The sequence below is a fragment of the Shewanella sp. GutDb-MelDb genome, from assembly GCF_002836075.1.
Lineage (GTDB): Bacteria > Pseudomonadota > Gammaproteobacteria > Enterobacterales > Shewanellaceae > Shewanella.
Genome location: NZ_PJBM01000264.1, coordinates 50,603 through 62,860 on the forward strand (window position 1 = coordinate 50,603; position 12,258 = coordinate 62,860).

Annotated in this window: 12 protein-coding genes; 4 read left to right on the forward strand and 8 right to left on the reverse strand. The window is 45.7% G+C overall.

Going from position 1 to position 12,258, the window contains the following annotated elements; translation table 11 throughout:
* Positions 1–42: 42 nt before the first annotated feature.
* Genes coaD through CXF82_RS21330 form a run of 3 tightly spaced genes read left to right on the forward strand, consistent with a single transcriptional unit; the run spans position 43 to position 2,739 of the window.
* Complete coding sequence (coaD, locus tag CXF82_RS21320) at positions 43–525, forward strand: pantetheine-phosphate adenylyltransferase (RefSeq protein WP_101090088.1); 483 nt, start codon at positions 43–45, stop codon at positions 523–525.
* Positions 526–535: 10 nt separating this feature from the next.
* Positions 536–2,029: a capsule assembly Wzi family protein gene (locus CXF82_RS21325; RefSeq protein WP_102039953.1), complete on the forward strand. Its 1,494-nt coding sequence runs from the start codon at positions 536–538 to the stop codon at positions 2,027–2,029.
* A 35-nt stretch (positions 2,030–2,064) separates the two neighbouring features.
* Positions 2,065–2,739, forward strand: coding sequence for a TVP38/TMEM64 family protein (locus tag CXF82_RS21330; protein ID WP_232775012.1), 675 nt, complete (start codon positions 2,065–2,067; stop codon positions 2,737–2,739).
* 9 nt (positions 2,740–2,748) lie between these two features.
* On the opposite strand, the gene mutM is transcribed toward CXF82_RS21330, so the two are convergent.
* Together mutM and CXF82_RS21340 are read right to left on the reverse strand one after the other, a co-directional pair.
* Positions 2,749–3,564, reverse strand: coding sequence for a bifunctional DNA-formamidopyrimidine glycosylase/DNA-(apurinic or apyrimidinic site) lyase (gene mutM, locus CXF82_RS21335; protein ID WP_101090086.1), 816 nt, complete (start codon positions 3,562–3,564; stop codon positions 2,749–2,751).
* Between the two features lie 55 nt (positions 3,565–3,619).
* Positions 3,620–4,072 carry a hypothetical protein gene (locus tag CXF82_RS21340; RefSeq protein WP_101090085.1) on the reverse strand — a complete coding sequence of 151 codons (453 nt, stop codon included), beginning with the start codon at positions 4,070–4,072 and terminating at the stop codon, positions 3,620–3,622.
* A 238-nt stretch (positions 4,073–4,310) separates the two neighbouring features.
* On the opposite strand from CXF82_RS21340, the gene CXF82_RS21345 reads away from it, so the two are divergent.
* Complete coding sequence (locus CXF82_RS21345) at positions 4,311–6,341, forward strand: Ig-like domain-containing protein (RefSeq protein ID WP_102044907.1); 2,031 nt, start codon at positions 4,311–4,313, stop codon at positions 6,339–6,341.
* A gap of 56 nt (positions 6,342–6,397) precedes the next feature.
* Here the strand turns inward: CXF82_RS21345 and moaA are convergent, their stop codons facing one another.
* The 6 genes from moaA to CXF82_RS21375 all read right to left on the reverse strand — a co-directional run bounded on the left by moaA (position 6,398) and on the right by CXF82_RS21375 (position 12,151).
* On the reverse strand, positions 6,398–7,384 hold the full coding sequence (gene moaA / locus CXF82_RS21350) for a GTP 3',8-cyclase MoaA (RefSeq protein WP_102039950.1): 987 nt from the start codon (positions 7,382–7,384) through the stop codon (positions 6,398–6,400).
* 20 nt (positions 7,385–7,404) lie between these two features.
* Complete coding sequence (locus CXF82_RS21355) at positions 7,405–9,201, reverse strand: bifunctional molybdopterin-guanine dinucleotide biosynthesis adaptor protein MobB/molybdopterin molybdotransferase MoeA (protein WP_102044908.1); 1,797 nt, start codon at positions 9,199–9,201, stop codon at positions 7,405–7,407.
* Positions 9,198–9,812, reverse strand: coding sequence for a molybdenum cofactor guanylyltransferase MobA (mobA, locus tag CXF82_RS21360; RefSeq protein WP_101090081.1), 615 nt, complete (start codon positions 9,810–9,812; stop codon positions 9,198–9,200). The genes CXF82_RS21355 and mobA overlap by 4 nt, the downstream gene beginning before the upstream one ends.
* A 94-nt stretch (positions 9,813–9,906) precedes the next feature.
* The gene (locus CXF82_RS21365) at positions 9,907–10,635 is read right to left on the reverse strand and encodes an ABC transporter ATP-binding protein (RefSeq protein ID WP_180961243.1); all 729 of its coding nucleotides are present in this window, start codon (positions 10,633–10,635) and stop codon (positions 9,907–9,909) included.
* Positions 10,635–11,342, reverse strand: coding sequence for an ABC transporter permease (locus CXF82_RS21370; protein ID WP_101090079.1), 708 nt, complete (start codon positions 11,340–11,342; stop codon positions 10,635–10,637). The genes CXF82_RS21365 and CXF82_RS21370 overlap by 1 nt, the downstream gene beginning before the upstream one ends.
* On the reverse strand, positions 11,339–12,151 hold the full coding sequence (locus CXF82_RS21375) for an ABC transporter substrate-binding protein (RefSeq protein WP_101090078.1): 813 nt from the start codon (positions 12,149–12,151) through the stop codon (positions 11,339–11,341). The genes CXF82_RS21370 and CXF82_RS21375 overlap by 4 nt, the downstream gene beginning before the upstream one ends.
* Positions 12,152–12,258: the final 107 nt, after the last annotated feature.

The following is a 12,258-nucleotide window of genomic DNA, read 5'->3' on the forward strand; positions in this document are numbered from 1 at the left end:
CTTAATCGGCGTATAATTAACACTAAACATGAGTAGATAATTGTGCATAAACGAGCCATATACCCAGGAACATTTGATCCCGTGACTAATGGTCATGCTGATCTTATTGAGCGTGCTGCCAAATTATTTAAACATGTTGTTATTGGCATTGCTGCTAACCCCTCTAAAAAGCCGCGCTTTACGCTGAGTGAGCGAGTGGAACTATTAAAAATAGTGACAGCACATTTAGATAATGTGGAAGTGGTTGGTTTTTCAGGGCTGCTGGTGGATTTTGCCAAAGAGCAACGAGCTAGTGTGTTAGTTCGAGGCTTGCGAGCTGTTTCAGATTTTGAGTATGAATTCCAATTGGCGAATATGAATCGCCGTCTTAGCCCCGATCTAGAAAGTGTGTTTTTAACCCCAGCAGAGGAGAACTCGTTTATCTCTTCGACTCTGGTTAAAGAGGTTGCTCATCACGGTGGTGATGTGAGCCAGTTTGTCCATGCTGAAGTTGCTAATGCACTAATGAATAAAGAAAAAGGTTAAGACTCCGACCATGATAAAGCGTGTTTTATTGATCAATATTAGGCTGTTGGCACTATTTGCCGTTTGTTATTCTGCCATCATTAGCGCAGCCCCTTGGGTGGATACATCCGATATCTATTTACGAGCCGATATTCAAGCATTGGCCGATGCAGGTGTGATTACGGTCCCCGTCAATACCTATCCGTTAATGTGGTCGGGTATCGGTGATGATTTGGCTAACATTGAGCCATCAACACTTTCGCCTGCCTTAGTGGACGCATTCTCTCGGGTGAACTTCAACTACCGTAATGCCGTCGGCAATCGTGGCAATACCCGTATCAAGTTTGCTGCTGCCAGTGATGCCGCGAGATTCCAACATTTTGGCTCTGATTATAGAGAACAAGGTGAGGCGACTGCATCATACGAGTACTTGGGCGATAGATTTGCTTATAAAGTTTCCACGTCAGCTAACTACGATCCTGCCGATGATAAATCGCTACGTTTCGATGATTCCTATCTTGCGATGGTCATGGGTAACTGGATGGTGACACTTGGCGCGGTTGAGCAATGGTGGGGACCTGGATTTGACTCTTCACTGCACAAGTCCAATAACGCCAGACCAATGCCTTCACTGATGTTGAGTCGCAATAATGCTCAAGCATTTGAAACACCTTGGTTATCTTGGATTGGGCCGTGGAACTTTACTGCGGGTGTTAGCAGGATGGAAGAGGAGCGTGCAGTCCCCAACACGCTGATGTGGAACTTGCGTGGCTCAGTGCGTCCGTTTCGTCAGCTAGAGCTTGGTGTGTCTTGGACAACCCAGTTCTGTGGTGATGGGGAAGAGTGTTCTTTTGAAAGTGCCTTTAAATCCATTACCGGTCAAAAAGATTGCCGTAATGAGGGAGCCGGCGGCTGTACCAATTATGGTAACCAAATAGCAGGCTACGATATACGTTTTAGTGATACTTGGTATAACGTCCCGTTTGGCCTTTACTACGAAAGAACTTGCGAAGATTCAAAGGGCTCCATGCCTTGGGATATCGTCGATTGTGGCTCTATGTTTGGCGCAGACACGCGTTTCAACTTTGATGGTCAACAGTACAAGTTGTTTTTTGAATATACCGACACCATGGTTTTTTGTGGTGAAGATGAAAATGCATTTAACTGTTTTTACGAGCATTCAACTTACAAAAGTGGTTCACGTTATTATGGCCGTGCACTGGGTAGCACTTATGACAGTGACGCCAACGTGTATGTATTAGGTCTAATTGGCCAATTCGCCAATAGCAAAGGCTTTACCTCTTTACTGCGTTACGCCCAACTTAATAAAGATGGTGCTAATGCGAATATCGATTGGGCTCCTCAGCCTCCCAAAGAGGATTTGTTGATGCTAGAGCTTAGCTATCGCATGCCGATGTGGCAGGGCATGATGAGCGTAGGTGGAACGGTATCTCAATCGGAATTTGAGACGCAAGACAAAGAAACAGACGCGACGTTATTTGGTGCTTATGAATACCGTTTCTAGCGGTTTGACTGACGTCTGTTGTATTGCGATACCCCGTGAATATTAAACTGGCCGTGAGGTTGCTTGGACTGTTATTTATCGCCATTTTAATCGGCGTTGCAGTGCAACAAGGTTTTTTTCAGCGTTTAAGTGATAGTCAGTGGGTTACTGATTACGTCGAACAGCATGGTTCGACGGCCGTCTCTGAGCTGGTATTAATGGGAGCGCTGTTCTCCTGTATTGGCGGGCCTAGGCAAGTACTAGCATTTGCTTTTGGTTATGCGCTCGGTGGTATAAATGGTGCAATCTTTGCCACTATCTCGGCCTTAATGGGCTGCATTATTTTATTCTATTTTTCCCGCTTTGTTTTTCGTGAGCAGATTAAACGTCGCTTCGAGCAAAAATTAGCACGGCTTGAAGCGTTGATCATCCACAAAACTTGGCTTAAAGCGTTGATGTTCCGCTTGTTGCCACTCGGCAGTAATTACATTACCAACCTCTTAGCAGGCACCACTTGTGTTAGTCCATGGCAGTTTTTTGTCGGCAGTGGTATTGGCTTTCTGCCACAAATGTTCATTTTTAGTTTTGCAGGGGCTGGGGTTAGCCTTAGCGATGAACATCACTTGCAATTGAGCGTGGGTTTATTTGCCGTGGCGCTATTGATTGGCTTATACCTTTATCGCACCCGACTCGGTAAAGAGCTTAAACAGGCGGTTAAAGAGCAAGATTGAGTGCCGTGATTAGCGCTGCTGGCAAATACTGCAAAACACGGTCGCGCGTTGACCCAGCTTCACTTCACTGAGCAAGTGACCACAATGAGTACAGGTTTTGCCCCCTCGCCCATAGACATGTAGCTTTTGCGCAAAATATCCTGGTTTGCCATCGGCATTAGTAAAGTCTTTTAACGTGGTGCCACCTTGCTCAATGGCGCGGGCGAGAATTTGTTTTACTTCAGCGACCAGAATCGTTATCCGTTCGGCGTCCACTTTACCCGCCTCGGCTTGTGGATGGATCCCCGCCGCAAATAACGCTTCATTGGCATAAATGTTACCCACACCCACTACAATATGATTGTCCATCAAACACAGCTTAATCGCTTTTTTCTTATTCTGTAACGCCGCGATTAAATAATTAGCATGAAAACCTGACTCAAGCGGCTCAGGCCCTAATTTCGATAACAACGGATGGGCCTCTTCTGGTAGTTCGCTCCATAACCAGCAACCAAAACGCCTTGGGTCGTTATAGCGCAGTACTTTACCGCTTGCGAGCACCAAATCGATATGGTCATGCTTTTCGACCGGACTGTTAGCGGACAGTATGCGTAAACTGCCAGACATACCTAAGTGGACTATGGTGGTGCCAGCGTCGGTGTCGATCAGTAAGTACTTTGCCCGACGGCGAACATTACGGACAGTTTGACCAATAATCTGTTTAGCAATCTCAGGCACTGGCCAGCGAAGTGATGCATTTCTAATAATTAAGTCGGTGACTTCATTATCAACTAAATAGGGTGATACACCTTGTCGAGTGACTTCAACTTCAGGTAATTCTGGCATTTAGGCTCTCTTGTTTTACGCTGTGAGATCTCGATGATTGATTATACTCATCGTATTAATGAGCTTGCGCACGAATGATGGGGCTGAGTTGTTCTCGTAAGCTGGCAGGAATTTGATACCAGTTGCCGGCGGGAGACTTTAGTAAGCCTTGGCTGCTAAATAGCACCCAGACTTGGGCCGTATCGATATCGTCGATTTGGATCACTAACTCTATTGGCTCACCTACCGTTTCAGGATTATCAACGAGGGCGGATATATGCACCAGCTCCCATGCATTAGCCCATTCGAGGCAATTGAGTATCTCTTCGCTACATTGCCAACCTGATTGACGTTTCTGCAACCAATACTCACCCAGTTGTAATTGCGATAATGGTGCAGATTGATCGAACAGCGCTTGCGTTTGCAACGGTTTCACACGGCTATTATCATCGACCACAGTCAGTACTGAGATCATAAAAATAGAAGCTAGAATGATAATGGTATTCCATTTTCTTCTGGATAGGGCCATGGCGATAATGATAATTAAGTGATGCAGTGAGTGTATCTATTCAGTCGAGCTTTCACAAACCTTAGAACAGATGAGCGGTTAGTAAAGCAGATTTTTTAGAGGATCTAGCCGATGTGGGAATGAGTTTTACACTAATACAGTATGGATAATGCAATTAAAGTGTGAAAGAACAGCAATCATAGCCTATACCTAGTGGGTGTTTAATTTGAATAACCACAGTATTTATATGGAGATGGATATGCCCTCAATATACAGGATATTGATTCCCACAATTTTTGTTTTTATTTTGGCTGCTTGTGGCGGCGATGGTGATGGAGAGCCCGTTTGTCCTTCGAACGTGCCATGCGGATTACTTGATAATAGTGATGCGGCCCCTACATCAGATGATGCCATTACCTACAATGTCTCCTTGAGTATTATTGGTACCGGGGGGGATGAGGTCTCATCAATAACTGCAGTTGCTCCTGGAAAGCTAGTGGCTGCAGTTGACGGTATAAGTGACCCAGTTATTGTGACTTTCAGTAGCAGCTTAGGTGACTTGCCCATTACTACCGCAGTGACTGATGAAAATGGTAATGCGACGGTAGATATATTAGCCGGCACCACATTAGGAGCTGGCACGGTTACGGCATCTTTGGTGACTGGTGAACAAGACACCGCTATTTTGGTCATCGGGGCAACTAACTTAGTGATGGGCAGCGGCGAACCCCTGCAGGAGGGAATTGCGGAGGTTAGCACCGATTCATTATCAGCTGGTGGGACCGTGAGTATTTCGGTGATGATTGTTGATGAACAAGGTATGCCATTCACTCAACCCGCCGATGTTTACTTCTCTTCAGCTTGTGCTAAAGCTTCGACCCCCTTAGCTGAGCTGACCTCACCGGTAACAGCGATTAATGGCTTAGCCACCAGTCTATACCTCGCTACAGGATGTATAGGAAATGATCCTATTAGCATTACCGTCAATGTAGGGGGATCGAGTCTTTCTGCTTCAGCGTCAATCAATATACTTGCTCCAACCGAGGGCAGTATTAGTTTCGTTTCGGCAGAGCCTTCATTAATTTCGATCAAAACCACAGGTGGTTTAGAAACTTCAGTGGTTAAGTTCCAAGTATTTGACACGACTGGAACCCCTGTTAGCAATAAAACGGTGAGTTTTAGTCTTAATACCGAGATGGGCGGAACCTATTTGAGCCACTCACAAGGGATTACCGACAGTAGCGGTATGGTACAGACTGTAGTGAATTCAGGTGCGGTTGCGACCACTGTCCGTGTCATGGCAACGGTTGATGCTAGCGATCCGCTGCTTATCACTCAATCAAGTAAATTGATTATCTCCACCGGCATCCCAGATCAAGATAGTTTTACGTTAAAGGTCAAAAATTTAAACCCAGATCTTTTTGAAAGAGTTCCTGTCACAGCATACCTTGCGGATGCATTTAATAATTTCGCGCCAGATGGCACCGCGGTTTACTTCACTACCGAAGGTGGTGCTATCGATGATTCTTGCTTTACGCTAGATGGACAATGCACTGTGGAGTGGCAGGAGCAAAACCCTAGACCTGTGAATGGCCGTTCAACTGTTACTGCTTATGCCCTCGGTGAGGAATCTTTCCCGGACTCAAATGGTAATGGCCGCTTTGATGCTGACGAATTTCCACTATTTCAATCGGTTGGCATAGATAGTAATCAGTATGATATGAATGAAGTTTTTAACGATTACAATGAAAATAAGGTGTACGACAAGGATGCATTAGAAGAGCTAATCGATTTTAATAATGATGGTACATTTACTCGTCGAGATAAGCTTTATAATGGGGTGTTGTGCAGTGTTCCTGTTCACGATGGCTGCGCTGATGGTTTGAGTGATAGCAAATCTATCCACATAAGAGGTAGCGTAGTCATCGTTATGTCTGGTAGTTCGGCTGTTGCAGCTAATGTTGTCGTAATTGATAGTGGGATAGATAACGATGATCAAGTATTAGATATTTCTGGGGCAGACGTTGGTCAAGCATCTTTAACGATTACCGATAGTAATGGTCAGCAGATGCCATCGGGCTCAGTGGTAACCTTTACATCTTCTGTCGGAGAGGTCGTAGGGCAAAGTAGCTTTACCTGGCCAAACACTAATGAAGCTGGTGGGCAGAGTTATGGCATCGCGGTGAAAGGAACTTCCCAAGCTATTACAGGGGAGCTGGTTGTTATGGTTAAAACCCCTAATGGACATGAGTCAACGGCCGCGATTATTCCAATAAATATCACTCCATAATCTCGAGAATAAAAAGGCACATTAAGTGCCTTTTTTATTTTAAATCCACAATTGAATTATCCACCTGTGGCGTTCATAAACCGCAGGATCTGGGTTTCACCGTTAGGGTCGAAATGGTGTTCTTTCGGTTTATGCTGTATCCCGTCTAGAATAGCGACTTTTAGTTTTTCGATATCAGCAGGAAACTCTCGTAAAATAGCTTTTAAATCGACAGAATTCTCATTGCCTAGGCAGAGTAATAAACGGCCTTCAACCGTGACGCGGACTCGATTACATTCGTGGCAAAAATTATTGCTGTGCGGTGAAATAAAACCAACGTGGATATCACTGCCCGGCATAGTGTAGTAACGAGCCGGGCCGCCAGTACGGCGGTTGGATAGCTGCAAGGGATAACGCTGCTGAATGAGCTGCTGAACCTCCTCACTGCTGCAATGGCGACTGCGCTTGCGCTCATCAATTACGCCTAACGGCATCTCTTCGATGAATGCGATGTCGAGTTCTCGCTCACGACAAAACTCAATCAGATCCAGTACTTCATCATCATTTTGGCCACGCAAAATAACCGCATTGACCTTTATCTTTTTAAAGCCAGCGGCGCGTGCAGCATCAATACCTGCAATGACTCGGTTGACCTTGCCGTTACGCGTCAGCTCAGTAAACAGATCTGGTTTTAGCGTATCTAGGCTAATATTGAGGCGGTTAAGCCCTGAGTCATGCATCTCTTGCGCGAAGCGGGTTAACCGAGAACCATTGGTGGTCATCGAAAGCTCTTCAAGACCGGGTAGCTTGCCGAGTAGTTTTACCAACTTATCACAGTCGGTTCGCACTAAAGGTTCACCCCCTGTGAGACGTATTTTCTTAACGCCTAACTCGGTAAAAGCTTGTCCGATCCAGGCTAATTCTTCAAGACTTAGCACATGTTCTTTACTTAAAAAGCAGGGATCTTCACTCATGCAATAAACACAGCGAAAATCACAGCGGTCAGTTACAGACAGCCGTAGGTATTCGACTGTCCGGCCAAAATTGTCAACGATCAAACTCATACTACTTACCTATATGACCCTTAAAGAAGGTCGGAAAAAGGTTGGATATAAACTGTGTCACCTGGATTTAACTGGTCATCTTTTTCGCCTATCACGATGAGACAGTTTCCTTTTACCATAGAGCTAAGCATCCCTGAGCCTTGAGCACCTGTTGTGGTTACATGTAACTTACCATCTGCTGCCAGATGGTAGATCCCGCGCATAAATTCGGTACGACCGACTCGGCTGCGCAGTGGTTTTTCTGTGATTGCTGGCACCATGGTGGGTGTCCAGTTTTGCTCTCCCGCAAGCTTGCGGATAGCAGGTTGAACAAATTGTAGGAACGACACCATTACCGCAACGGGGTTACCTGGTAAGCCGAAAAATAAGCTGTTGTCGATTTGACCAAAGGCCAATGGGCGACCAGGACGCATATTAATACGCCAAAAGTTTATCTGACCAACTTCTTCCAATACGGTTTTGATGTAGTCAGCGTCACCCACAGATACGCCACCTGAACTGATCACGATATCAGCTTGCTTAGCGGCACTTGTTAAAGCCTCTGCTAGTGCGGCTTCACAATCTTGAATAATGCCCAGATCGATTACTTCACAACCGAGCTTCTTCGCCATCGACTTGATGGTGTAGCGGTTGGAGTCGAAGATGCAGTTTGGCTTTAACGGTTCGCCTGGTTGGCAAACTTCATCACCGGTAGAGAACACGGCAATGGTTGGACGTTTGAAAACGGGCAGTTCGCCAAAGCCTAATGAGGCGAGTAAACCTTGTTCGGCGGCATGCAGGCGAGTGTTAGCGGCTAGTGCGGCTTCGCCTTGCGCTATATCTTCGCCCGCTTGTCTTACGTGTTGGCCTAACGCCATAGCACCTTCAAACTCGACTTTCCCGTCTTGCTCGTTGGCGAGTTCACGTAGCTGAATGGTGTCGGCACCAGCAGGCACTGGAGCGCCTGTCATGATGCGTACGGCTTCACCCGCTTGAATAGTGCCAGCATAAGCGTGACCTGCCATGACTTCGCCCATCATGGTATAGGCTTGGTTCTCTTCGCCTAGCTTAAATGCGTAGCCGTCCATTGCTGAATTGGTGTGTTGTGGCACATTGACTGGTGAAATAGCATCGGTCGCTAAAATACGATTTTCGAGTTCGTCCAAATCCACTGATTCAGTGGTACTGATCGGCTTGACGTAAGAGAGAATTTTATCGATGCCTTGGCGTACCGACAGAGTGGTGCTGTTATCGAGTTCGCAACCACAGCTCAGTGCCATAGGCAGGTCGATTGGGCAGGGTTTCCACGCCGCAATATAGTCACTGACATAATCAGCTATTTGCGCCACGTTATTAATATCTAAACGCTGCAGCTCACTTGGCAATTTGGTGTCATCGCAACACGCCACAGCAAGAATATTTTCATCATGGGTGTGAATAAACGGCTTACCATGCGCGGCGCGGTGGAGTTCTATTTTAGGCAGTTCTAATTTTTTGAAGCCTTCAACCAACACGATATCAACACTGTCTGTTTCAATCTGCTTGAGCAGGTAAGGCAGTTCAGGATCTGATTCCCTGGCATCTTCGGTCATCAACGCCCAGCGTATATGAGAGGCGACTAACATCTGCTTGGCGCCAGCTTTACGCATCTCAAAGCTATCTTTACCCGGAATATCTACGTCAAAGTTGTGATGAGCATGCTTGATGACGGCAAGTCGAATTCCACGGCGATTAAGCTCAGGGATTAATTGCTTTAATAATGTGGTTTTACCGGTGCCGCTATAGGCACAAAATCCGAGAACAGGGATAGGTAGCGGATTCGTAAAAGGTATGCTCATTTACACCTCTGGTTGTTCTTTTCGTTGGCGATGGCTTCGCTAAGCTGCTGTTTTTGTTCTGGCGTATTCACGTTAATAAAGGCATTTGGTTGGTCACTAAAGTCGGTCACAACATAATTGTGTTTGGCATACCAAAAATCTATCTTGCGTTCGCCAGCATCTAAGAATGCTTTCATTGATGTGCGTAAGCTGGGCTTTAATAACATGACGACGGGTTGCTCCCGTTTACCGTCACTAGCCACTGCAAGCTCTGCATCTTCAGCAATTAACTGCGCTAGCATTCTGGCTACCAAATCTGTGGGTAGCAACGGGCAATCACAGGGGACAACCATCAAATAGTCTGCTTGTGTGTGACTCATCGCAGTGATCATACCTGCTAATGGGCCTAAGTAGCCTGTATCTTGATCACTGATCACCTGAAAGCCAAATTCAGAATACACCTTTTGATTACGGTTTGCGTTGATCAGGATCTCCTTAACTTGAGGTCGAATCCTATCAATTGTATGTTTGATCATCGGTTGGCTTTCTAATTCAACTAAGCCTTTATCATTGCCACCCATACGTCTGGCCATTCCGCCGGCGAGGATCACTGCATCGATCTTTGTCATCACATATTCCTGTTATTAGTTGCAGCTTACGTAACAATAGCAATCATACTCCGTCGCTCCATAACTTAATGCTGGCGCGGTAGCAATTTTAGCAAGGCTATTTGACCATACTGTTTAACATGTTGGGATTGATATGGACTGCTAAAGTCGGTGCTGCTGCATGCACCATGTCATTGGTGCTAATTTTGTTATTGTCGATTAGCCACGCATGATCGCAGATTTGCGTCAGCATACATGATTGATGGCTACTAATAATCATTCCTGTGCCTTGCTGTTTTAGATCTGAGACCATCTGCAACACAAGTCGTTGAGAATGCTTATCCATATTTGACGTTGGCTCATCGAGCATCAACAGCTTGGGTTCGACAATCCAGGCTCGCGCTATCGCAAGCCGCTGTCGTTCACCGCCAGATAAACTAGAGGCAGATTGCCCTAATAGATGGCTTAACTGGGCCATTTCAATTGCTTGTTCAGTGCGTGCACTCAGCTTTGCCTTATCTTCGCTTGAGAATGCTAAAGGATAAGTCAGGTTATAAAGCACACTCCCATCAAAAAGGTAGGGGTGCTGATGCAGATATAGCGCTTTACCAACAATAGCATTACTACGCCACCATGGCGCCAGTGAATAACCGACGGCCTGCACTTGGCCTTGACTGGGTTTAATCAGTCCTGCAAGTAATTTCATTAATGTGGTTTTCCCGCTGCCATTATCACCCTGTAGGTGGATCACTTGCTTCTGCGGAAAAATAAGCTCTTGAGCGCTAAACAGATGCTTATCATCGAAACGCATCTCAAGATCTTGTGCAATAATTTTTGCCATGCTAATTAATGACTCCTCGGCTCGGCCTTGCCTCTTAGGGTACCTAGGGCAAAGTTTAGCACTAGTGCTAATACTAACAGTACCAGCCCAAGCGCTATCGCTTGAGCAAAGTCGCCCTTGCTGGTTTCTAAGGCGATAGCGGTTGGAATATTTCGAGTGACGCCAGCAATATTACCACCGACCATCATCGAGCAGCCTACCTCGGTCAGGATGCGGCTAAATGCGGCGATTATAGTTAATAATAGTGGTACTTTAAGCTCTCTGCAGACGGTCCAAATGGCGCTGTACCAAGGCGCGCCTAATGTTCGAGAGGTTTCCCAAGCACGGCGGTCAACACTGGTGAAAGCGGCTTGGCTCATGGCGACAATTACGGGTGCGCAAATCATCATCTGCCCTAAAATCATGCCTTGTTGGGTGAAAAGCCATTTCAGATCGCCAAGCGGCCCCATTCTGGTTAACAAAAGATAGACCAATAATCCGATGACAACGGTGGGAATAGATTGCAGGGTTTGAATCAAGTTAGTGACGAGCCAGCGACCACGGAAGCGAGAAAAGGCCAATATGAAGCCGAGCACCATTGAAGGCAGCAAAGTAATTACTAATGCTGCCAATGATACTGAAAAAGATACCGATATAATGGACCAGACTTCTGGATCCAATGAAAACAGCAGGCTTAACGCCTGCTGTGTTAGGGCTAACCAGCCTTCATTCATTCGCTATATGTTGCCTTGAACAATTGCTCACCTTTAACTTTATAGTTATTGATCATCGTTTGCGCTTCAGCGCCGATCAGCCAGTCGCTTAATGCTTTAGCCCCTTTATGATTTAAGTCAGGGTACTTGTCAGCATTAATGAGCATGATTTGGTATGGATTCGCCAGAGCTTCACCACCATCAAAGTCTACTGCAAGGCCTATTTTACCCGAATATGCCACGAAAGTACCACGGTCAGATAAAGTATAACCTTGTAATTCGTTTGCCATTAATAGTGTTTTACCCATGCCTTGGCCTACAGAAGTATAGCCTGCAAATTCTGGCTTAACATTGGCTTTGCCCCAAAGAATAAGTTCTTTCATATTAGTGCCAGAGTTGTCACCACGTGAAATGAACGGTGTATCTGATTTAGCTATCTTGGCAAATGCCGCTTCTGCTGACTTGCTAGAACGGATGTTAGCGGGATCGTTTTTTGGGCCTAGGATAACAAAATCATTTTCCATTATCCCGCGTGGAAGTCTGCCATAACCTTCAGAAACGAACTTGGCTTCTGCAGCGGGGGCGTGTGTCATTACAACATCAACATCACCTTGGCGAGCAAGCTTAAGGGCTTTACCAGTTCCGGTTGCAATTACCTGTACTTTATAACCGCTTTCGGCTTCGAAAGTCGGTAAAAGGTTGTTTAACAAACCTGAGTTTTCAGTACTGGTTGTGGTTGCTAGCTTAATAACTTCATTGGCTTGAACTGGCATTCCAACAAATAATGCGGCAGTCACAGCAAGACCAATAACGCGTTTAAGGTTTAACATTTTTACTCCTTGGCAAATATATATGGGTCACTCTATACCTGAGTCACCGCTGGGAAGTGAAATCACTTGTCTGTTTAAGAGCAAGTTTAATGCCATTTTTAAATTTG

Excerpts from the sequence above, each read along its gene's own strand:
- CXF82_RS21325 (WP_102039953.1), top strand. The coding sequence starts at position 536 with ATGATAAAGCGTGTTTTATTGATCAATATTAGGCTGTTGGCACTATTT.
- mutM (WP_101090086.1), bottom strand. The coding sequence starts at position 3,564 with ATGCCAGAATTACCTGAAGTTGAAGTCACTCGACAAGGTGTATCACCC.
- CXF82_RS21340 (WP_101090085.1), bottom strand. The coding sequence starts at position 4,072 with ATGGCCCTATCCAGAAGAAAATGGAATACCATTATCATTCTAGCTTCT.
- CXF82_RS21345 (WP_102044907.1), top strand. The coding sequence starts at position 4,311 with ATGCCCTCAATATACAGGATATTGATTCCCACAATTTTTGTTTTTATT.
- moaA (WP_102039950.1), bottom strand. The coding sequence starts at position 7,384 with ATGAGTTTGATCGTTGACAATTTTGGCCGGACAGTCGAATACCTACGG.
- CXF82_RS21355 (WP_102044908.1), bottom strand. The coding sequence starts at position 9,201 with ATGAGCATACCTTTTACGAATCCGCTACCTATCCCTGTTCTCGGATTT.
- CXF82_RS21370 (WP_101090079.1), bottom strand. The coding sequence starts at position 11,342 with ATGAATGAAGGCTGGTTAGCCCTAACACAGCAGGCGTTAAGCCTGCTG.
- CXF82_RS21375 (WP_101090078.1), bottom strand. The coding sequence starts at position 12,151 with ATGTTAAACCTTAAACGCGTTATTGGTCTTGCTGTGACTGCCGCATTA.